At 56.2% G+C, this 22954-nt stretch carries 17 protein-coding genes; 12 read left to right on the top strand and 5 right to left on the bottom strand.

Features of this window, described 5'->3' with window-relative positions:
• Positions 1-326 precede the first annotated feature (326 nt).
• From L8I05_RS20865 to L8I05_RS20840, 6 genes are all read left to right on the top strand, one after another.
• Positions 327-1457 carry a hypothetical protein gene (locus L8I05_RS20865; RefSeq protein ID WP_242171350.1) on the top strand — a complete coding sequence of 377 codons (1131 nt, stop codon included), beginning with the start codon at positions 327-329 and terminating at the stop codon, positions 1455-1457.
• Between the two features lie 69 nt (positions 1458-1526).
• On the top strand, positions 1527-2645 hold the full coding sequence (locus L8I05_RS20860) for a hypothetical protein (RefSeq protein ID WP_242171349.1): 1119 nt from the start codon (positions 1527-1529) through the stop codon (positions 2643-2645).
• Between the two features lie 592 nt (positions 2646-3237).
• On the top strand, positions 3238-4293 hold the full coding sequence (locus L8I05_RS20855) for an alpha-xenorhabdolysin family binary toxin subunit A (protein ID WP_242171347.1): 1056 nt from the start codon (positions 3238-3240) through the stop codon (positions 4291-4293).
• 37 nt (positions 4294-4330) lie between these two features.
• Positions 4331-5317 carry an alpha-xenorhabdolysin family binary toxin subunit B gene (locus L8I05_RS20850; RefSeq protein ID WP_242171344.1) on the top strand — a complete coding sequence of 329 codons (987 nt, stop codon included), beginning with the start codon at positions 4331-4333 and terminating at the stop codon, positions 5315-5317.
• Positions 5318-5446: 129 nt separating this feature from the next.
• A complete protein-coding gene (locus L8I05_RS20845; protein WP_242171340.1) occupies positions 5447-6631 on the top strand; it encodes a hypothetical protein in 1185 nt (394 codons plus the stop codon).
• 66 nt (positions 6632-6697) lie between these two features.
• A complete protein-coding gene (locus L8I05_RS20840; RefSeq protein ID WP_242171338.1) occupies positions 6698-7960 on the top strand; it encodes a hypothetical protein in 1263 nt (420 codons plus the stop codon).
• A gap of 145 nt (positions 7961-8105) precedes the next feature.
• Here L8I05_RS20840 and L8I05_RS20835 read toward each other — a convergent pair whose 3' ends face one another.
• A complete protein-coding gene (locus L8I05_RS20835; RefSeq protein WP_159954205.1) occupies positions 8106-9689 on the bottom strand; it encodes a peptide chain release factor 3 in 1584 nt (527 codons plus the stop codon).
• Positions 9690-10021: 332 nt separating this feature from the next.
• Here L8I05_RS20835 and L8I05_RS20830 point away from each other — a divergent pair, with 332 nt between their 5' ends.
• The 5 genes from L8I05_RS20830 (at position 10022) to L8I05_RS20810 (ending at position 15087) form a co-directional block, all read left to right on the top strand.
• Positions 10022-10738, top strand: a complete 717-nt coding sequence (locus L8I05_RS20830; protein WP_242171336.1) for an ABC transporter permease — start codon at positions 10022-10024, stop codon at positions 10736-10738.
• Positions 10739-10758: 20 nt separating this feature from the next.
• Positions 10759-11655, top strand: a complete 897-nt coding sequence (locus L8I05_RS20825) for a glycine betaine ABC transporter substrate-binding protein (RefSeq protein WP_242171335.1) — start codon at positions 10759-10761, stop codon at positions 11653-11655.
• A gap of 11 nt (positions 11656-11666) precedes the next feature.
• The gene (locus L8I05_RS20820; protein ID WP_027604864.1) at positions 11667-12320 is read left to right on the top strand and encodes an ABC transporter permease; all 654 of its coding nucleotides are present in this window, start codon (positions 11667-11669) and stop codon (positions 12318-12320) included.
• Positions 12317-13474, top strand: a complete 1158-nt coding sequence (locus L8I05_RS20815; RefSeq protein ID WP_053131666.1) for an ABC transporter ATP-binding protein — start codon at positions 12317-12319, stop codon at positions 13472-13474. Before L8I05_RS20820 ends, L8I05_RS20815 begins: the two co-directional genes overlap by 4 nt.
• 449 nt (positions 13475-13923) lie before the next feature.
• Positions 13924-15087, top strand: a complete 1164-nt coding sequence (locus tag L8I05_RS20810) for a type III PLP-dependent enzyme (RefSeq protein WP_053254366.1) — start codon at positions 13924-13926, stop codon at positions 15085-15087.
• 55 nt (positions 15088-15142) lie between these two features.
• Here the strand turns inward: L8I05_RS20810 and L8I05_RS20805 are convergent, their stop codons facing one another.
• Together L8I05_RS20805 and L8I05_RS20800 are read right to left on the bottom strand one after the other, a co-directional pair.
• Complete coding sequence (locus L8I05_RS20805) at positions 15143-15952, bottom strand: tetratricopeptide repeat protein (protein ID WP_242171334.1); 810 nt, start codon at positions 15950-15952, stop codon at positions 15143-15145.
• Position 15953: 1 nt separating this feature from the next.
• On the bottom strand, positions 15954-16634 hold the full coding sequence (locus L8I05_RS20800) for a Fe2+-dependent dioxygenase (RefSeq protein ID WP_159954203.1): 681 nt from the start codon (positions 16632-16634) through the stop codon (positions 15954-15956).
• 208 nt (positions 16635-16842) lie between these two features.
• Between L8I05_RS20800 and L8I05_RS20795 the strand changes: the two genes are divergently transcribed.
• Positions 16843-19368 (top strand): sulfite reductase flavoprotein subunit alpha, encoded by a 2526-nt coding sequence (locus tag L8I05_RS20795; RefSeq protein WP_242171333.1) that lies wholly within the window; start codon positions 16843-16845, stop codon positions 19366-19368.
• 132 nt (positions 19369-19500) lie between these two features.
• Here L8I05_RS20795 and L8I05_RS20790 read toward each other — a convergent pair whose 3' ends face one another.
• The gene (locus L8I05_RS20790; RefSeq protein ID WP_242171332.1) at positions 19501-21042 is read right to left on the bottom strand and encodes an alkaline phosphatase D family protein; all 1542 of its coding nucleotides are present in this window, start codon (positions 21040-21042) and stop codon (positions 19501-19503) included.
• A 191-nt stretch (positions 21043-21233) separates the two neighbouring features.
• Complete coding sequence (locus L8I05_RS20785) at positions 21234-22949, bottom strand: PTS fructose-like transporter subunit IIB (protein WP_242171331.1); 1716 nt, start codon at positions 22947-22949, stop codon at positions 21234-21236.
• Between the last annotated feature and the right edge of the window lie 5 nt (positions 22950-22954).

The following is a 22954-nucleotide window of genomic DNA, read 5'->3' as shown; positions in this document are numbered from 1 at the left end:
AGTCGATGGGTTTATTCCTGCATCCAAAAAGCTAGACCTGATGCCGAATTTTCGCCAGACCTTTTGGAGGAGCGTAGAGAAGGCTCGCGAGCTTGATAGCGCAATTGTTCGAAATAACCCAACGTACTGAAATCGCGAACTCAATCGTAATCGACGCTGACGAGCACTAAATGAACATGGCAGACCGCTAGCCTGCGCAAACAAAACCGCATAAGAATATTTATTACAGGCCTATAAGTTATAAAAAACTGTTATTTCTAACAGTAGTTCTTCGCATTTTAAGGTGTTTTGATCCATGGGCACCTTCACACCTATGAGAGCATCCAATGAGCATTTTTACTGTCTATTTTTGCGGCACCAGCTCGACCAAATTTGACGATTCCGCAGCAAACTATTGGAATGGAGAGCTCGTTTCAACCCTGGCACAAAACAACCAAGGCAAAGAATATGTCGACTGGATAATCCTTAACGGGCCTGGTAGCGGGAACCTTCAAGATGACGAGTTGTTCACAAAACCGGGAGGCTATGACAAATGGGCAGGAGTAGCCGCTGGCCAAGGATGGGAAGAAAATGTAAAACATGCAGTTAATATGATCAAAGGAAAATTTGATTGGCAGCGTGAGACGCTCACAAAGGAAAACTATGACCAATTGAAAAATGCCGGAATTCCAATTGAAGAGGTTAAAACAACAGGCAGCTGGTTCTGGCGTAAATTTGACTATGGTGATCGCCCTATCACCCCACAGCAATTGCAAGAGCAAATCATAAAACAATTCCGTAAAGACGGTGTTATTCCAACTCAGGTCAATCTGGTGGGCTGGAGTCGAGGCGGCGCCAGTTGTACGATGCTGGCCAATGCGATGCTCAACGACAGCCAGCTGGCTAACATACCTGTCAACATTTTTGCAATCGACCCTGTTCCCGGCCTACTAAGATTACAGGAAAGCAGAACACGGCTTGGTAAGAACGTAAAAGAATACGTGGCCTTCTATGCGAGAGATGAACGATCATTGGGCTTTGATTGTGTCATCCCAGAGTTTGATGACAGTACAAAAGTGCATATTTACCCTATGGCGGGTCGGCACGCTACGTTAGTCGGAAATGCGGCAGCGGACGGCAACAGTGGTGACAAAGTATTTTTTGAACCCGGCGATATCGTTCGTCATTATGCAGAGACCTGCCTGACTCGTTGGAGTGCGACACTCAGTAAAAAATTAATGCTTACAAAAACTGATATTGATCAACGACTGTCCACTATTAAAGCATCCTACGACAGTTACACGGTGATGCGAGATAAGTCCTATACCGTAAACTGGGACGTATCGGGCGAGCGAAGCATATACCTCAATGGTAAAAGTAGTCACTTCACCGCGGCCCACGGCCCTCGCTACAGTCCAGAAAAAGGTTTGTCTACAGGGCATATCCTCACCAGCGAATATTTTAACGATATTGGTTAAGCACGCGTCGCCCCCTCAATGACTCGCGCACAACAACACTTTGGCAATACGCTAATAAGGAATATGGCCATGTCAACCGCTCCCACTCGTTTTGCTATTCTTACGCCAAATGAAGTCGAGGTCATCAAACGATATGTAGGACTCGCCGAACGGCTCGAAACAAATTTCGGCCAAATGAAAGAGTTCGCCGGAGCCGATCTCATTTCCAGCAACTTTGAAAAAATGACGGGTGTTTACAGCCTCGGCGCAGATCACATCATCAGCGCAATTGTAAAGCATGCCACCGAATGGCCGCAGCAAGAAGCTGCTATTAAACAGCTCTGTACAGAATTAGTCTCGACGTATGAGACGTTCAAAAAGCTGGCAAACACACTGGTGAGCACTATAGAACAATCACCGGATTATGCCAATTATTCTCGCACGTTTAAACAAGCATTAGACCAGAACGTTGAAAATAGCGACAGCTGCCCCGTGTGCGCAGAAGATGAAAATTTACTGTCGAGTGCAATGATCGATTTGGGGGAAATTATAAAAGAGCTTGGCACGTTGGGCAAGAAAGCTGAAGCGGGGGCTCAGGGTATTCAGAAGTTCAAAGAAAGCCTTATGAATGAGATACAAACACATATCAGAAAATTTTTACAGCTAGACACTGTAGAAGAAATGGAGGGCATGCTCCTACAAATGCCTATCAATGACTTTATGCGCACCTTGGTCAGCAATCACATGGGAATACTACGCGGTCTCGTAGTGACAGTGCTCAATGAATCACCACCGGGTGGGCCAGGTAATCTTGAAGAGACCGTAACCTCAAGAATCCACCCCAATCACCTGCACGAATATAATTCAGCGGTTGCAGAGTTGGACGACAACACCCGCCAGAAAATTGAATCACTCGTATCACAGACTAAAAAAGGGCACGTCCTGTTCGCGCAACTGGAAAGCCTGCACAACTGGCTTCAGATATTCGACAAACCGTTGGTCAAGGCTGACCAAGGCATTGGGCAAATCAGGACACTTTGGCTTAGCACGGGCGACGAGTTAGATCGAATCAATACCAGGGCCAAGCAAGTCAAAACCTATTCAACGCTTCACAGCATCGTAAATTCTCTGAACGCAGCAATGAAAATATGGGAGACAACTGTTGAAGATACAAAAACTATCAACCAACTGATAACCCGAGCGTATTAGACGCTCGTAAAAAGTAGCCCCTCGATACCGTGCGGTGAAATTTCGCCCAGACTCGCCGCACATTTCCCTGTCCGTATGCTACGCCACGGATTATGACGCGGATTTAACCATGAGCAGTCCAGGGGTATTCAGGGGACATCGCCTACCTGGCGATATCTACCGCCCCATATAACAAACAGATCTAGTTCAGCGACACTCCATTCCAAATAAGTATTTTTACCTGTCATATTTCACAGTATCCACATCCACTTCATTGCTGCTTACTGAGCCCCAGGGCTTATGTGAAAAAGGAAAACTTTTCGACAAGCGCCCTAAACAATGCGCCTGGCGGCTTTTAATTAGCGCCCAACAATCTGGATTTAGTCATCATGGAGGATCGATTCAGTGACAGCACCCCCGTATCGAAATTAAGTAAATGAGGCGTTGGCCCTAACGAAGGCCAACGCAATAGCCGACTGAGGATTTTTCCCTCATCAGAACATAGGGATTAACACTCGGCACGTTATTCACATCTTCAATAGCACCGACGAAGTTCCGTCTACCGAGACGTAACTCGATAAACACAAACAACTTTAGTTAAAGGAAATTGATAATGGAATATGGCCCGGAATACCCAATACCCGTTGTGACCAGTGACGATGTGCGCGTTATCGCCCGCTATGTCGATACCGGAAAACTCCTTCCCTTGACAGCAGGGGATGTAAAAAAAGAATTAAAAGACGCCCCCGATACACTCATCACAGACATCGTGACCCACTACAAGATCATCAACAAACATGCCCTTTCATGGGAAAAAACCCAACAAAGCATGATTGTCGTCAGCAACGCCCTCGTAGGTTTTTCAAAAGATCTTCATCAGTATGGCGATGACGCGGTTAAAATTATTAAAAACATGGAGAACTATCAATCCATGAAAATAGGGGACTTGACGGAAGACGACCTCAGTGCACTCCCGGCGATATCACTGAATGGTGGCGACGAACTAAAAATTGAAACCCTGCAGAAAACAATCGACTACATCAAGGAATCTATCAAGGAAAAAAAACTGAAAACCAGTGCAGCGTTAACGGAACTGGATACTTTTAAACGTACCCTCATCAACGAAATCCAACCGTGGGTTGGACAAATGATACAAATTTCAAATCCCGACACACTGGATACCGAAATATCCAACATTCATCGCGAGCTCAATCGGCTTGCAACCGATATTAAGCAAACACACACTAAACCCAGCGCATTAATGGACCTCCTGGAGTTCAGTCCGCTCATCCGTATTGCCAGGGCAGCCACTGAAGAAATGAAAGCCTCCGGAAAAACCGGCGGCGAGCTTATAAAGCGTCGAGAAGAAGCAATCAGCAAGCTGGCAGTAGACAACAAACTTAAAGGCGTACTTCAAATACTGAAAGTTGGCATGGGTTCATTATACGACGTCGTGAACCCAGCAATAATCGCAACCATGCAACTGCACAGTCATTGGGAAAACATCCTATTGCTCATTGACCAATCATCCAATCAGTTCAAAACTAACGCGAATTACGCTTTCCTCGGCATGTTTGTGAGAAGAATGGAAGCGCTGTTGCGGAACTGGAGTAGCATTCAAGAAAACTCTGACGCCTTGAAAGACGCCTTCCGGCTGGAAAACCGATAACACCTCCCCGTCAAACTTTTCGCAAAGGCATATCACCATGACCACTGATATAACACTTAGCACGCCGAATTTAATGACCGTCAAAGACTGCCGAGCAATTATCAACTATTATGCAAGAGTACACCTCAGCCTGATTAACATATCTGCGTTGCACAGTGATCTATCAGCACTGGCCAACAACCTGAACACGGTTGATCAGAATGCCAATGACGTTTTACTAAAACTTAAAAGCGTCATTGACACGGCTGACATCGAAGCGGCCCTGCTAGACCTTGGTACTGTGGAAGGCACCGTGTTAGACGCTTACAAACGCGATTTGAACTCGACGCTTACCGACAGGAAAAAGGAATTGACCGCGCTGCGCGACGAACTTTACAAACCAACATTCAACTTGAAAAACATGAGCTATACCAGTAACGTCTTTAGGCTTCAAGAACTCGCTGGCACCAGAGCGAACCTTCAAGCCATTTCAAAAATAGAGAAAGAAGAAGACCACTATGATGTAATGCTGGAAAAAAAGCACGCGCTTGACATGGCAATTAAGGCCTATGAAGAAGAGTCTTTTTATGATAAGACCCTGCCTATCTTAAACCAAATAGACAAAGTTGTAACAGCCACTGAGTCACCCGCCACCTTCAAAAAAGAATTACTAAAAGAAGGGGTAGCAGCCGCGAAAACCATCCTCAAGCTTGCCGACTCAGCTGTAAAACATAATGACATGGTAAACGGCCGCGTTGAACTTATTAAACTAATCAACGAACGAAATACTCGTAACAATGAAATCGACAGGCAACTCAAGGATAACTTCGAAGAGGCAAGACAGTTACGCCAGTATGAAAAGTTACGGGATCCAAAGGCTCAGTACGTTGCAGAAGTCGAAAACATATATAAATCGATCGACGCTTTTATCGCTGGCGTCTTTGCGGGTTCTGACCCAGAGCAAATTGCCAAGCGCTTGGTAGAGCAGACCCCCGCGCTGAAAGCGTATGCCAGTAACCTTTCTCCGCTATGGCTGCGAACCTAGTCGGCCCGACGGCCCACTCACGTCGGCAGGCTATGGCTCCTGACGTGGGTGAACACAGTCATTCATTGGATTCTATTCAGCTAATTTTGATACGAAGAAATCTACTCCACTCCAACGGGTTGTCCACCTATGAGCACGTTAACCATCTTCTTTAACAGCGACGGTGATATCAGTGAGCAAGGCGAAGAGACCGTCTACGGCTTGGATAACATAGCCACAGGCTCAAGACCACACTTAATGACTGCGCTGTCAAGTAGAACAGCACACTTTACAAACCGCTATTTTAGAAAGCTCTTTAAGAACGGCATTCATCAAGTCGATACCACACTTCAAATCATTGACAAAAAAGGAAATTTTATTGTAAATGGCCCTGGCAGCGGATACTACTTAAATGATGCTAAATTTAGCAACTCGCCTAGTTTTGCTGAAGGGGCTGGCATACCGTTCATTGATCTTTGGAATGACGACATATATAAAATATCTCAAATCGTCAGCGAAAATAGATCTGCATTCAACGATCGACGGCATAACCTCTCAAAGCTTGATCAGCTTATAAAAGAATTACCAAGGGACTGGATCGCCAGACAATTTCAATTAAAACCCGGTGTGTTTTTCGAAAGCGATTCAGTCCAATGCACTAAAATAAATCTCGTGGGCTGGGGACGCGGTGGGGTCAGTTGTCACATGCTGGCAAATAGAATGAAGAATGACAGTAATCTGAGTAATGTCACTGTCAACATACTGGCCATAGACCCAGTCACCGGCAATGACTTTGCACCCGACCAGATAACGCTGGGGAGCAATGTCAAAGAGTATGTTGGGCTGTATGCTCGAGATGAACGATCTGCCAGCCTGCCTTGCATCGTTCCTGATACCGATCCGAACACACGGGTTCATATCTACCCAATTGCTGGCCGCCATACCACCTTGATAGGTAACCAAGCGGTAGATGGCGATAAGAGCCCCGGGACGTTCTCTGAACCTTCCGATTTGGTTTTTTACCTGGCAATGAAATGCCTGAACCGTTGGGACCCCTCCCTTTCGATCAACGCAGCTGATAGCGGTGGTTATCCGGACCTGAGCATCAGTGGCAACGAAGTGCTCGCTAAGATAAAAAGTGAATACGATAACTATCTCAATATGCGCAGCACCACTTACGCCAACCAACGCCAGGAGCTTATCAACGACCGAGAGATCCTGTTGAACGGGCAACTTACAAACTTCAAGTCTGCCCAGGGCCCTCGTTTCACTCCCAGCCAAGGGCTCGCCAAAGGCCACATCGAAGACATGTCCTATTTCCAGGACATTACCTGACTCCCAATCGCGTGGTCAGGCCAATCATGGAATCGGGCACCCATGAGAAATGAAGAACATAAATGAATGATCTTGTTCGTCGCCTTGCTTATTGGGAGGGCGCTACAAGTTATTAAACAGAGCAAATGGAGTGATCTATCGATGAACGCAAAAACATTTATTTTCAACAGCGACGGCGATTGCATTCGGCGCCGCTCAACTGTATACGGCCTAGATAAAATCAACACTGGCTCAAGACCTCATTTAATGAGCGCACTTTCAAGTAAACGAGCGCGTTACTTATTTGATTTTATGAACAACATCAAAGGTAGGAATTTATTTGATGAGCTTACCGGTGAAAGAATAGACTCTCGTAACTTGAGTGGAAGCGTAATTTTAAATGGCCCCGGAAGCGGCTACCTATTAAGTGACGACACCTTTACTCATTCAACTCTTATTCCACTATGGGCATCCACCGAGTTCAGCAGTCTGTGGAAAGACAATATAAATCAAATTTACCTACAAATGGTGCCCCCCGGCTCCCCCCTCGTCCCCCTCCCCTATTTACCTGATAGAACCGAGACTGAAAATCTTTTGAATGCGTTGTCAAACGACTGGCTTATTGGGCAACTGGGAGGGAGGCGCGGTCTCATTTTGGGTGGGAAGGAAGACACTGACTTATACACCCATGTCAATCTGGTGGGATGGGGGCGCGGTGGGGTCAGCTGCCACATGCTGGCGAATCTTCTGAGGCCTCATAATATCTCTATCAATATACTGGCCATAGACCCAGTCACCGGCACTGACTTTGCACCCGACCAGATTACGCTGGGGAGCAATGTCAAAGAGTATGTTGGGCTGTATGCTCGAGATGAACGATCTGCCAGCCTGCCTTGCATCGTTCCCGATACCGACCCGAACACACGTGTTCATATCTACCCAATTGCTGGTCGCCATACTACCTTGATAGGTAACCAAGCGGCAGATGGCGATAAGAGCCCCGGGACGTTCTCTGAACCTTCCGATTTGGTTTTTTACCTGGCAATGAAATGCCTGAACCGTTGGGACCCCTCCCTTTCGATCAGCACGGCTGACAGTGGCGGCTATCCCGATCTGAGCTCAAGTGGCAACGAACTGCTCGCAAAAATGAAAAGCGACTACGACAACTATCTCACTATGCGAAACACCACTTATTCAAACCAATTTCAAGAACTTAAGAACGAACGTGAGATCGTGCTGAATGGGCAGCACACAAATTTCAAGTCCGCCCAAGGCCCGCGCTTCACCCCAAGCCAAGGCCTCGCCAAAGGCCATATCGAAGACATGTCTTATTTCCAGGATATTATTTAAAACCCTATTGCATGGCTAGCCTAACTATTTCGTCCGGGAATGATGACGGCTTAGGCCATATACAAACTCTCAAAAGGGAAGCGGAGTCTGCGCACATGAAAAGGGCGAAGCCATCACGGCCTCGCCCTTTTTGTTCCATTCAGCCTCAGTGATGCTCGCGCGTCGCGCGGAATTTCACATCCGGCCAACGCTCTTCCATCAACGCCAGGTTCACCCGCGTCGGCGCCAGGTAGGTCAGGTGACCGCCGCCGTCCACCGCGAGGTTTTCCACGGCCTTGTTGGAGAACTCCTCCAACTTCTTCTTATCGGCACAATCGATCCAGCGCGCGGAGTACACGGTGATCGGCTCGTAGGAGCATTCGACCTTGTATTCCTCTTTCAAGCGGCTGGCGACCACGTCGAACTGCAGCACACCGACGGCGCCGAGGATGATGTCGTTGCTGCGCTCGGGGAAGAACACCTGGGTGGCGCCCTCTTCCGCCAATTGCTGCAGGCCTTGGCGCAGTTGCTTGGACTTGAGCGGGTCACGCAGGCGCACGCGGCGGAACAGTTCCGGGGCGAAGTGCGGGATACCGGTAAAGCCCAGCACTTCGCCTTCGGTGAAGGTGTCACCGATCTGGATGGTGCCGTGGTTGTGCAGGCCGATGATGTCGCCGGCGTAGGCTTCTTCGAGCTGTTCACGCTCGGAGGAGAAGAACGTCAGGGCGTCGCCGATGCGTACATCCTTGCCGGTGCGCACGTGGCGCATCTTCATGCCTTTTTCGTATTTGCCCGAGCAGATACGCATGAAGGCGATACGGTCGCGGTGTTTAGGGTCCATGTTTGCCTGGATCTTGAACACGAAACCGGTGAATTTCTCTTCGACCGGTTCCACCGTACGCTCGTTGGCGACGCGGGCCAGCGGCTTCGGCGCCCAGTTCACGACGGCGTCGAGTACGTGGTCGACACCGAAGTTGCCCAGCGCAGTACCGAAGAACACCGGGGTCAGCTGGCCGTCGAGGAATTCCTGCTGGTTGAACTCGTGGCAGGCGCCCTGCACCAGCTCCAGCTGATCGACGAAACGGTCGTACTCGTCACCCAGGTGGGCGCGGGCTTCGTCGGAATCGAGCTTCTCGATGATCTTGACGTCGGTACGCTCGTGGCCGTGACCGGCGGTGTAGACAATGATGTAGTCGTCGGCCAGGTGGTACACGCCCTTGAAGTCGCGGTAGCAACCGATTGGCCAAGTGATCGGCGCAGCCTTGATCTTCAGGACCGCTTCAATTTCATCCAGCAGCTCGATCGGGTCGCGGATATCGCGGTCGAGTTTGTTGATGAAGCTGACGATGGGCGTGTCGCGCAGGCGGCACACGTCCATCAACGCGATGGTGCGTGGCTCAACGCCTTTACCGCCGTCGAGGACCATCAGGGCCGAGTCCACCGCAGTCAGGGTGCGGTAGGTATCTTCGGAGAAGTCCTCGTGACCTGGGGTGTCGAGCAGGTTGACCATGTGGTCGCGATACGGGAATTGCATGACCGACGTGGTAATGGAAATACCCCGTTGTTTTTCCATTTCCATCCAGTCGGAGGTGGCATGGCGGTCGGATTTGCGGGATTTCACCGTGCCGGCCACAGCGATTGCCTTGCCCATCAGCAGGAGCTTCTCGGTGATGGTGGTTTTACCGGCATCGGGGTGGGAAATAATGGCGAAAGTGCGGCGTTTCGCGACTTCGGCGGCCTGGTGGGTCATGGGAAATCGCCTGGCAGGTGAGTCAAAAAAGGGCGGCGAGTATAGCGCAAACCCAGGGAGCCAGACCACCGTTCACCCGATTGGGGGTGGCTAAATGCTGCCAAGTGTGGAACCTTTTAAAAGGTCGAGACGTCCACTCCCCTGCTACCGCACTCGTACCAGGGGCTGATAAATCAGCAAGTTAGCCTGACGAGGCTGCGCTCATGGCTTGATCGCATACCGCGTTGCCGGTATCGACAAGCTGCATTTCGCGACCATATTTGCCGACAGCCAGGAATGGCATTGCCGCTCGGAAATGTGTTCGCCGACAAAAGAAAAAAAGGAGTCCGCCTGTGGCTATTCGCTATGGCAAAGGGCTGATAGGAGGAGCGGTTGTCGTCGCTCTCCTGGCCCTGCTGGTCCACTGGATCGGCATCAACACGATCGAACTGTACCGCGACGATTTGTTGTTTTACCTGCAAGCACACCTGATCCTCGTTCTAGTCTCCATGCTGGCCGCCCTTGTTGTGGGCATCCCCGCCGGTATCCTGCTCAGCCGACCGAACATGGTCGGGCGCGCAGAACGCTTCATGCAAATATTCAACATCGGCAACACCGTCCCTCCCCTGGCCGTACTGGCCATCGCCCTCGGCGTCCTCGGCATCGGCAGTGGCCCGGCCATCTTCGCGTTGTTCCTCGCCTCGTTGCTGCCCATCGTGCGCAACACCTACGAAGGCCTCAAAAACGTTCAAGGCTCGCTGAAAGAAGCCGCCACCGGCATCGGCATGACGCCGCGCCAAGTGCTGTTTCGCGTGGAATTGCCCAACGCCGTGCCGATCATCATCGGCGGCGTGCGCGTGGCCCTGGCGATCAACGTCGGCACCGCACCGCTGGCGTTCCTGATTGGCGCCAACAGCCTGGGCAGCCTGATTTTCCCCGGCATCGCCCTGAACAATCAGCCGCAATTGCTGCTCGGCGCCGCGTGCACCGCGTTGCTGGCATTGCTGCTCGACGGTCTGGTGACCATGGCCAGCCGCCTCTGGCTGGAACGCGGGTTGCGTGCGTCTTAAGGCTTGGCAAAGGAAATCACATGAAAAAACTGACGTTGATATTGAGCTGCGTCCTGCTGTTTGCAGGCATTGCGCAAGCCGCCGAAAAACCGGTCATCCGCATCGGCGCCCGGGTGTTCACCGAACAGACCCTGCTCGCCGAAATCACTTCCCAGTACCTGCGCGCCAAGGGTTACGACACCCGTGTGACCGGCGGCCTGGGCAGCAACCTGGCGCGCAGTGCCCAGGAAAGCGGGCAACTGGACCTGATCTGGGAATACACCGGTGTGTCGCTGGTGGCCTACAACCATGTGGACGAGAAGCTCGACAGTGAACAGTCCTACGCCCGAGTAAAAGAACTCGACGCGAAAAAAGGCCTGGTCTGGCTCTCCCCGTCGAAATTCAGCAACACCTACGCGCTGGCATTGCCGGAGAACGTGGCCAGGGAATTCCCGCAGATCAACAGCATCAGCGACCTGACCCAAGCCCTGGCGGAAAAAACCAAAGGCACCCGCCTGGTGGCCCTGGACACCGAGTTCGCCAACCGTTCCGACGGCATGGCTGGCATGGTCAAGCTGTACGACATGAACCTCACGCGCAAAAACACCCGGCAGATGGACGCCGGCCTGGTCTACACCGCGCTGCGTAATGGCCAGGTGTTTGCCGGTTTGGTCTACACCACCGACGGTCGCTTGAACGCCTTCAAATTGAAGCTGCTCGAAGACGACAAGCATTACTTCCCGGACTACACCGCCGCGCCCGTGGTGCGTCAGGTTTATCTGGATGCTCACCCGCAGCTGGAAGCGGACCTCAAGCCTCTGGCCGCGCTGTTCGACGATGCAACCATGCGCCAGCTGAATGCGCGGGTCGACGTCGATCATGAGAGCCCGTCCGCCGTGGCCGCAGATTTCCTGCGCCAACATCCGATCAACCCATAAGAGGAGAAGACATGGAATTTCTGAACGCCTTTTCCCATCTTGATTGGGCACAAGTCCTGCACCTGACCTGGCAGCACATCACCCTGGTCGGCATTGCAGTCATCCTGGCAATCGTCGTCGGCGTGCCCCTGGGCGTGCTGATGACGCGCTTCCCAACCCTCGCCGGCCCGCTGCAAGCCAGCGCCACGGTGCTGCTGACCGTGCCGTCCATCGCGCTGTTTGGCCTGCTGCTGCCGTTCTACTCCAAGTTCGGCCAGGGCCTGGGGCCGATGCCGGCAATTACCGCCGTGTTCCTCTATTCCCTGCTGCCGATCATGCGTAACACCTACCTCGCCCTCACCGGCGTGGAACCGGGCATTCGCGAAGCCGCCAAAGGCATCGGCATGACCTTCGGCCAGCGCCTGCGCATGGTCGAGCTGCCCATCGCCGTACCGGTGATCCTCGCTGGTGTGCGCACCGCCGTGGTGATGAACATTGGTGTAATGACCATCGCCGCCACCATCGGCGCCGGTGGCCTGGGTGTACTTATTCTGGCTTCCATCAGCCGCAGCGACATGTCGATGCTGATCGTGGGCGCCGTGCTGGTCAGTCTCCTGGCCATCTTCGCCGACCTGCTTCTGCAATGGCTGCAACGCTCGCTGACTCCAAAAGGACTGCTCAAATGATCGAACTTCAAAACCTGACCAAGACTTTTCAAAGCAACGGCAAAACTGTCTCCGCCGTGAACGACGTAAGCCTGACCGTCAACGAAGGCGAGATTTGCGTATTCCTCGGCCCATCGGGTTGCGGCAAGAGCACCACGCTGAAAATGATCAACCGCCTGATCAAGCCCACCTCGGGCAAGATCCTGATCAACGGCGAAGACACCACCGACCTGGATGAGGTGACCCTGCGTCGCAACATTGGTTATGTGATCCAGCAGATCGGCCTGTTCCCGAACATGACCATCGAGGAAAACATCGTGGTGGTGCCCAAGCTGCTCGGCTGGGACAAACAGAAATGCCACGACCGTGCCCGCGAGTTGATGAGCATGATCAAGCTGGAGCCCAAGCAATACCTGCATCGCTACCCGCGTGAACTGTCGGGCGGCCAGCAGCAGCGGATCGGTGTGATCCGCGCACTGGCCGCCGATGCGCCGCTGTTGCTGATGGACGAACCGTTCGGCGCGGTCGACCCGATCAACCGCGAGATGATCCAGAACGAGTTCTTCGAGATGCAGCGCGCGCTGAACAAGACCGTGATCATGGTCAGCCACGACATCGACGAAGCCATCAAGCTGGGCGACAAAATCGCCATCTTCCGTGCCGGCAAACTGCTGCAGATCGACCACCCGGACACGCTGCTGGCGCACCCGGCAGATGAATTTGTGAGCAACTTCGTCGGCCAGGACAGCACCCTCAAGCGCCTGCTGCTGGTGAAAGCCGAAGACGCCGCAGACAACGCCCCGTCGGTGAGCCCGGAAACCCCAGTGGCCGAGGCGCTGGAGCTGATGGACGAAACCGACCGTCGTTACGTGGTGGTCACCTGTGCCGAGAACAAGGCGCTGGGTTATGTACGACGCCGCGACCTGCACCGTCAGACCGGTACTTGCGGCCAATACTTGCGCGAATTCAACGCCACGGCGGCGTACGACGAGCACTTGCGCATCCTGCTGTCGCGCATGTACGAGTTCAACCGCTCGTGGTTGCCGGTGATGGACGCTGAGCGGGTGTTCCTGGGTGAAGTGACCCAGGAGTCGATTGCCGAGTACCTGAGCTCCGGTAAGTCGCGTGGCGGCAAGACCAGCATCGTTTCGCCTGCCGAAACCGCGCTGGCCTGACCAATGATCGTTCCCGCGCTCCGCGTGGGAATGCCGCCTGGGACGCTCCGCGTCCCGCCTTTCGTGACGCAGAGCGTCACCGCATACGTTCCCACGCAGAGCGTGGGAACGATCATTCTTGCCCCTCCCGGGGAACATCAATCCGTCACACCGGTCGGTTAAATAAGTAGCTGCACACGGCTCCGCGACGAACGCGTGCAAAAACGCGACATTTTTAGTTGATCTATGGCCCCTCACGTCCTAAAGTTCGCGCCGAACGTCCATGCTGGAAACGATCCATCCGGCTCAAGTACTGACGACGAGACAGCAAGGCCAAGGGAAGCGTCTATTCCCATGGCCTTTTTGCTTTCGGCGACATGCCTTGGGAAGTAGGCGAACCAAAGTGGGGATACGGAGGACGTTCATTTGCACCCATTGCTAATTTTAGTTTGCCCTTAGGAGTTCCCAGCATGTCGATCAACGTCGAAGATTATTTCGCGCGCGCCACTTTTGACAAAATGAAGGCGTTCGCCGACAAGCAAGAAACCCCGTTCGTGGTGATCGACACCGCGATGATCAGCCAGGCCTACGATGACCTGCGCGCCGGTTTCGAATTCGCCAAAGTCTATTACGCGGTCAAGGCCAACCCGGCCGTCGAGATCATCGACCTGTTGAAAGACAAGGGTTCGAGCTTCGACATCGCCTCGATCTACGAGCTGGACAAGGTCATGGATCGCGGCGTCAGCCCTGACCGTATCAGCTACGGCAACACCATCAAGAAATCCAAGGACATCCGCTACTTCTATGAGAAGGGCGTGCGTCTGTTCTCCACCGACTCCGAAGCCGACCTGCGCAACATCGCCAAGGCTGCGCCAGGCTCGAAAGTCTACGTGCGTATCCTCACCGAAGGCTCGACCACGGCTGACTGGCCTTTGTCGCGCAAATTCGGCTGCCAGACCGACATGGCCATGGACCTGCTGATCCTCGCCCGCGACCTGGGCCTGGTGCCGTACGGCATCTCCTTTCACGTCGGCTCGCAGCAGCGCGACATCAGCGTGTGGGACGCGGCGATCGCCAAGGTCAAAGTGATCTTCGAGCGCCTGAAAGAAGAAGACGGCATTCATCTGAAGCTGATCAACATGGGCGGCGGCTTCCCGGCCAACTACATCACCCGCACCAACAGCCTGGAAACCTACGCCGAAGAAATCATCCGCTTCCTCAAGGAAGATTTCGGCGACGACCTGCCGGAAATCATCCTGGAACCGGGCCGTTCGCTGATCGCCAACGCCGGTATCCTGGTCAGTGAAGTGGTATTGGTTGCGCGTAAATCCCGTACCGCTGTCGAGCGTTGGGTGTACACCGATGTGGGCAAGTTCTCCGGCCTGATCGAAACCATGGACGAAGCCATCAAGTTCCCGATCTGGACCGAGAAGAAAGGCGAGATGGAAGAAGTGGTCATCGCCGGCCCAACCTGCGACAGCGCCGATATCATGTACGAAAACTACAAGTACGGCCTGCCGCTGAACCTGGCGATTGGTGATCGTTTGTACTGGTTGTCGACCGGTGCCTACACCACCAGCTACAGCGCGGTTGAGTTCAATGGCTTCCCGCCGTTGAAGTCCTACTACGTTTAACGGTTAGTGATCGTTCCCACGCTCTGCGTGGGAACACATCCGGTGACGCTCCGCGTTACGCCTTCAAGTACGGACGCAGAGCGTCCAGACCAGCATTCCCACGCAGAGCGTGGGAACGATCGAGTTCGGTAGCGCGTTGTTGGTAAGCGTCGGCCATTGCCCGAATCTGCGGATCATCCGCCGCCGCCAGCGCCGTATACGCTGTTCGCAAAAACTTCAAATTCCCGCCTTTCAGGGCTTTGCGCAACCACTCCAGCGCATCGTCGACCTGCCCTTTATCAGCCAGCACCGCCGCATAACTGAACTGCCCGCGAAAATCCCCGCCTTCGGCTGAACGTCGATACCACTGCACAGCCGCGTCCAGATCCCTTGGGCAATACTGACCGTCGTCCAAATAACGCCCCAGCAGGTTCATCGACTTGGCGTGGCCCTGCTCGGCCGCCTGGCGGTACAGCGCCAGCGCCTGCGGTCGGTCTTCAGCGACACCGCGACCGGTCGCCAGCAGATTGGCGTAGTTGTATTGCGCCCAATCCAGCCCCGCCTCTGCCGCCAGGCGAAACTCGCGCGCCGCTGCCGCTTCGTCCACTGCGCAGCCCCAGCCATGTTCCAGGCAACGCCCCGCCATATTGCGCGCCATTAAATGCCCGCCCTGGGCCGCAATCTGGAACCAGCGCAATGCCAGCGCTTGATCACGCGCAATGCCGCGCCCTTCCAGCAGGATTTGCCCGAGCAAGGCCTGGGCGTCGATCACGCCTTCCTTCGCCGCCATCAGGATCGCCTGGGCGGCGCGCACCGGCGAGTCGTCGAGCATGCTTTGCAGCTGCTCGACGTTGAGCACTTCTTCACGGCGCAATAAAAAGCCCACGTCAGACCTCAACCCAGCGGCGCAGCAGGTTGTGGTAGGTGCCGGTGAGCTGGATCAGCGCCGGGTGGTCCGGCACATCGCGAGTCAGTTGCTGGATCGCGCCGTCCATCTCGAACAGCAAGGTGCGCTGGCTGTCTTCGCGCACCAGGCTTTGGGTCCAGAAGAACGAGGCGTAGCGCGCGCCGCGGGTCACGGCGTTGACCTTATGCAAGCTGGAGCCTGGGTACAGCACCATGTCACCGGCCGGCAGTTTTACCCGCTGCAGACCGAAGGTGTCCTGGATCTCCAGCTCGCCGCCGTCGTATTCATCCGGGTCGCTGAAAAACAATGTGGACGACAGATCAGTGCGCACCCGCTCATGGCTGCCTCGCGCCTGGCGCACGGCGTTATCGATATGGAAGTCGAAACTGCCGCCCGCCGTGTAGCAATTAAGCAGCGGCGGGAAGACTTTGTGCGGCAGCGCCGCTGACATGAACAAGGGGTTTTTCCACAACCGTTCGAGCATCGCCGCGCCGATTTCCTTGGCCAACGGGTGGCCTTCGGGCAATTGCAGGTTGTGTTTGGCTTTGGCGGACTGGTGCCCGGCGGTGATTTTACCGTCGGCCCACTCGGTGGTTTCCAGGGCTTGGCGAATGCGCAGCACCTCCTCGCGAGAGAACAGGCCGGGAATGTGCAGCAGCATTGGGCGTCACCTGAAATCAGAGAGGCGCCAATGGTATTGATTCCTATCCGCCGTGTAAAACACAGCAGACAGACGCGCGCAAAAACGCCCGGCCCAAACCCACGCATCGGATGCGCGAGAGATTTACCTGTAAAACAGAATATTTCTCGTTAACCCACGGCATAATGCGCGCCGTGACCTACTATCCAGCTCAGCGAGGCCGTCCGACGTGTTGAAGAAAACCCTGTTCCAGTTGCACTGGTTCTTCGGCATTACCGCCGGGCTGGTGTTGGCATTGATGGGGATCACCGGGGCCACGGTCTCGTTTCAGGATGAAATTCTGCGCGCACTCAACCCCACGGTACTGCACGTCGAAAAACGCGAAGCCGGGGTGCTGCCGCCTGCGGAGTTGGTGCGCAAGCTGGAAGCCACCGAAGGCAAGACCGTGTCGATGCTGTGGGTGGAAAGCGAAAGCGGCAACGCGGCGCGCGTGTTCTTCACCGCACCGCCCGGCGAGCGTCGTGGCCAGATGCGCTACTTCGACCCCTACACCGGCGACTACATGGGCGACGCTGTCGGCCAGGACTTCTTCGGCTTTGTGCTGCAACTGCACCGCTTCCTGGCCATGGGCGACACCGGCCGACAAATCACCGGCGCCTGCACGCTGATCCTGGTGTTTTTCTGCCTCTCCGGCCTGTACCTGCGCTGGCCGCGCCAAGTGGCAAGCTGGCGTGCCTGGCTGACCCTGGACTGGCGCAAAAAGGGCCGCAGCTTCAACTGGGATTTGCACTCGGTGTTCGGCACCTGGTGCCTGCTGTTCTATCTGTTCGCGGCGCTGACCGGCTTGTCGTGGTCCTACGATTGGTACAACCAGGGCCTGACCAAGCTGTTGTCCGACGCCCCGAACAACGAGCGCATGCGCAAACGCGGCCCACCGCCCGCAGGCCCTGCGCCGGTGGCCAATTACGACGCCATCTGGAGCAGCATCTACGCCAACGCCGGCCCCGGCTTGAGCGCTTACAACATCCGCATGCCGGCCGTCGCCGGGCAACCGGCGATTGTCTATTACCTGCTCAAAACCTCGCCTCACGACCGCGCGCTGAACCAGATCAACCTCGACCCGGCCACCGGCGAAGTCAACTTCCACGACCGCTACGCCAGCAAGACCCTCAAGTCGCAATGGCTGACCAGTATTTATGCGCTGCACACCGGCAGTTATTTCGGCCTGACCGGGCGCATCGTTCTCACCGTCAGCGCGCTGTGCATGCCGCTGTTTTTTATCACCGGCTGGCTGCTGTACCTCGACCGTCGGCGCAAAAAACGCCAGGTACGCGATGCACGCAAAGGCCTCGGCGCCAACCCTGGCGATGCCCCGGCCTGGCTGATCGGTTTCGCCAGCCAGAGTGGTTTTGCCGAGCAACTGGCGTGGCAGACGGCAGGGCAATTACAGGCCGCCGGCTTGCCGGTGAAGGTGCAGCCCTTGGGCACGGTCAGCCAGGACGACCTGCGCCACTCAGAAAACGCGCTGTTCGTGGTCAGCACGTTCGGCGACGGCGAAGCCCCCGACAGCGCCCGTGGGTTTGAGCGCAGTGTGCTCGGCCAAGACCTGTCGCTCAAAGGTCTGAACTACTCGGTACTGGCCCTGGGTGATCGCCAATACCAACACTTTTGCGGCTTTGCCCGGCGCCTGCATTTCTGGCTGACTCACCAAGGCGGCAACCCGTTGTTCGCGCCAGTGGAAGTCGACTGCGGTGACACCGACGCCTTGCTCACCTGGCAACAGCAACTGGGCCAACTCACCGGTCACGCGCCGGCAGCGGCGTGGCAGAGCGCCCAATATGAAAACTGGACCCTGACCCAGCGCCGCCTGCTCAACCGTGGCAGCGTCGGTTCAGATATTTACTTGCTCGGCCTAACCCCGCCCTCGCCGCACAGCTGGCTGGCCGGTGACCTGGTCGAAGTGCTGCCGCGTAATTGCCCCTGGGCCATCGACCACTTCCTCGAAGGCCTGGGCCTGGCCGGCAGCGATGGCGTGCTGATCGACGGCCTGGCGCAAACCCTCAACCAAGCCCTGGCCACTCGCCAACTGCCGGACAACCGCGCGCACTTGGTGGGCCTGCATGCCCAAGCGCTGGTGGACGCCTTGGTGCCCTTGGGCATGCGCGAATACTCCATCGCCTCGATTGCCAGCGACGGCATTCTGGAGCTGATCGTGCGCCAGGAACGGCACCCCGACGGCAGCCTGGGCCTGGGTTCGGGCTGGCTGACGGAACACGCCACCCTCGGCTCCAGCATCAGCCTGCGCCTGCGCCGCAACAGCGGCTTCCATTTGCCGGACGCGCCGATGCCGCTGATCCTGCTGGGCAACGGCACCGGCCTTGCCGGCCTGCGCAGCTTGCTCAAGGCACGCATTGCCGATGGCCAGCAGCGCAACTGGTTGCTGTTCGGCGAGCGCAATATCGCCCATGACTACCTGTGCCAGGACGAACTGCAAGGCTGGCTGGCCAGCGGCGACCTGGCCCTGCTGGACCTGGCGTTTTCGCGTGATCAGGAAGAGAAGATCTATGTGCAGGATCGCCTGCGCGAGTCGGCGGATGTGCTGCGCCGATGGCTGGCGGAAGGCGCGGCGATTTATGTCTGCGGCAGTTTGCAGGGCATGGCGACCGGTGTGGATCAGGTGTTGCACGAGGTGCTGGGCAGCGAGGCGGTGGAGCGGTTGATCGAGCAAGGGCGTTATCGTCGGGACGTCTACTGATTGATCGTTCCCACGCTCTGCGTGGGAATGCATCTTGTGACGCTCCGCGTCACGACTTTAAAAGCGGACGCAGAGCGTCCATAGCGGCGTTCCCACGCAGAGCGTGGGAACGATCGTTTAATGCATTTCAGGTCAGACGGGTTGCAGTTTTTGCTCGAATACTGACACCCCATCCAAATCGCGCAATATCACCGTCATCTCCGCCGTCTGCCCATCAATCTGCACCTCACCAAAAAACTGAAAGCCGGCAAACGGTGAAGTGTTTTGCGCAGGTGGCGCCTTCTCGAACACCACCTCAGGGCCAAACGTCTTATCCAGCGGATTAGGCCCGAAACTCCCGGCATTCAACGGCCCGGCCACAAACTCCCAGAACGGCTCGAAATCCTGAAACGCCGCCCGATCCGGGTGGTAGTGATGCGCCGCGCAGTAGTGCACATCCGCCGTCAGCCACACATGGTTGCGCACCTGCTGGGCACGCAAGAAGCCCAACAGCTCGGCAATTTCCAATTCGCGGCCTTGCGCCGGGCCAGGGTCATTGTTGGCGATGGCTTCCCAACGCGGCACGCCGGGGCTGACCTCACCATCGGGCACGCCAAGGCCGATGGGCATGTCGGCGGCAATCACTTTCCATTGCGCCTGGGACGCCTTGAGTTCGCGCTTGAGCCAGTCGAGTTGCTCACGGCCGAGAAAGGGTTTTTCGCCGCCCAGGTTGTCATCGTTGGGGCCGCGATAGCTGCGCATATCCAGCACAAATACATCCAACAATGGCCCGTAGCTGAGCTTGCGATAAATCCGCCCGCCGCCGTCGGCGCTCTGCCGGCGCATCGGTGAATATTCCAGCCAGGCCTGGCGCGCACGGCCAACCAGGGTTTTGATGTCTTTGGTCTGATAACGCTCATCAAGCTGCTTGCTCGGCGACCAGTTATTCACCACTTCGTGATCGTCCCACTGCCAGATCTGCGGCACCTCGGCATTAAAACGACGCACGTTTTCATCGAGCAGGTTGTAGCGGTAATTGCCGCGATATTCGTCCAGGGTTTCGGCGACTTTGCTCTTGGCCTCGGTGGTGATGTTGCGCCAAATCCGCCCGTCTTCAACGGTCAACTGCGCCGGCACCGGGCCGTCGGCGTAGATGGTGTCGCCACTGTGGATAAAGAAGTCCGGCAGGCGCAGGCGCATGGCCTCGTAGATGCGCATGCCGCCGATGTCCGGGTTGATGCCGAAGCCCTGGCCGACGGTGTCGCCGCTCCACACAAAACGGATGTCGCGGCGTTGCTGCGGCACGCTGCGCAAATGGCCGAACCACGGCTCGCTGGCGACGCCGGTCTGGGCGTCTTCGAAATGCACGCGGTAGAAGATCGCCTGGTCGACCGGCAGCCCGGTGAGTTCAACGCGGGCGGTAAAGTCGGAGCGGCTGTCGGCCAGTGGCGAGATGAATTTGCGCGGGTTGCTGAATACGCTGCGAGTGTCCCACTCCACCACCATTTTTGCCGGGCGGTCGCTGCGGCTCCAGATCATCGCGCGGTCGCCCAGCAGGTCGCCGGACTGCACGCCGTCGGTGAGTTGCGGCCGGTCCTTGACCGAGGCGATCACCGCCGGCGCCAGGCCCGGCAGTAACAGCCCGGCGCCGACGGCTTGCATCACACGGCGACGGCCGAGATCGAAGTGGCTCATGCAGGTGCCCTCTTGAGGATCAAAAGGGCAACTAAAGCATGGCGGGATGAAGCGGATGTGACACTGACCTAAAGGACAATGGAGATCAACTGTGGGAGCTGGCTTGCCTGCGATGCGGGCACCTCGGTGTATCAGTGACACCGAGGTGATGCTATCGCAGGCAAGCCAGCTCCCACATTTTTTACCCTGTGTCAGGCTTTGGCAGAGCTGACTGCCAACTCCACCGCTTCCGGACGCTTGATCAGCGCATACACCAACCCCGTCAACAGGCTACCGGCAACAATCGCCAGCAAGTACAGCAACGCATGGTTCATCGCATTCGGGATCACCAGCACAAACAAGCCACCGTGCGGCGCGGCGAGTTTGCAGCCGAAGTACATCGACAATGCGCCGGTCAGTGCACCGCCGGCGATGCTGGCCGGGATGACGCGCAGCGGGTCTTTGGCCGCAAACGGAATCGCGCCCTCGGAGATAAAGCACAGGCCCAGAATCATCGCGGCCTTGCCGGCTTCGCGCTCGGTCTGCGCAAACTTGCGGCGCGCCAGAAACGTGGCGATGCCCATGCCAATCGGCGGCACCATCCCGGCGGCCATGGTCGCGGCCATCGGCGCACCGCTGGAAGCCGCGAGCAAGCCGACCGAAAACGCGTACGCCGCTTTGTTGATCGGCCCGCCCAAGTCGACGCACATCATGCCGCCCAACAGAATGCCCAGCAGCACCGCGTTGGTGGTGCCCATGGTGCTGAGAAAGTCCGTGAGGCTGGTGAGCAACCGCGCGACCGGTGGGCCGACCAGGTAGATCATCGCCAGGCCCGTGAACAAACTCGCCAGCAACGGAATGATCAGGATCGGCTTGAGCGCCTCCAGGCTCTGCGGCAGTTTCACCGCGCGAGTGATCAGCTTGACGCAGTAACCGGCAAGGAAACCAGCGAGGATGCCGCCGATAAAACCCGCCCCCAATGTACCCGCCAACAACCCGCCGATCATGCCGGGCGCCAGCCCAGGCCGATCAGCAATCGAGTAGGCGATGTAGCCCGCCAGCAGCGGCACCATCAGCATAAAGGCCTGGTCGCCGACGGTTTTGAGGGCCGCCGCCAAGGTGCCTTTTTCTTCAAAGGCGTGAATGCCGAACACAAACGACAAGGCGATCAACAACCCGCCCGCCACCACCATCGGCAGCATGAACGACACGCCAGTGAGCAGGTGTTTGTACACGCCGGTTTTTTCCGACTTCCTGGCCGTCGTACCACTGGCTGCGCTTTCCACCGCGCCTTCAGCCAGGGCCTTGTTGAGCGTGGCTTCGGATTGCTTGAGCGCAATGCCGGTGCCGCAGCGGTAAATCTTCTTGCCGGCGAAGCGCTCGGTGGCGACTTCAATATCGGCGGCCAGCAACACCACGTCGGCCTCGGCAATCGCCTGCGGGCTCAACGGCGTGCGTGCGCCGACCGAGCCTTGGGTCTCGACCTGCAAGTCATAGCCCAGGCGCTTGGCGGTTTGCTGCAAGGCCTCGGCGGCCATGAAGGTGTGGGCGACGCCCGTCGGGCAGGCCGTGATCGCGACGATTCGCGGAGCGTTTTTCACCGCCTGTTCAGTCGCGGCATACACCGCAGCCTCTTCAGCGCCCAGGCGCAGCACGGCTTCGACATCCGCCAGCGCCTGGGCCGGCGTGCTCTGGAACACGCGCTTGCCGACAAACCGCTGCATGTCCACCGGCGTGCTGCTGACCAGCAACACCCATTCGGCGTCATCGAGCGTGGCCTGGGACAACTGGCGTTCCGGGCGCTGCACGTCCACCACTTCGACGCTGGTGCTCCAGCCTTGGCGTTGCGCGGCGGCGTCCAACAAGCGGGCGCACAGCACACTGGTGACCATGCCGTTCGGGCAGGCGGTAACAATGGCTAACTTCATCACAA

This window comes from Pseudomonas sp. MONT-RG-20F-20-E-7-02 (assembly GCF_022662395.1).
Taxonomy (GTDB): domain Bacteria; phylum Pseudomonadota; class Gammaproteobacteria; order Pseudomonadales; family Pseudomonadaceae; genus Aquipseudomonas.
This window is presented reverse-complemented; position numbering and strand designations above follow the sequence as displayed.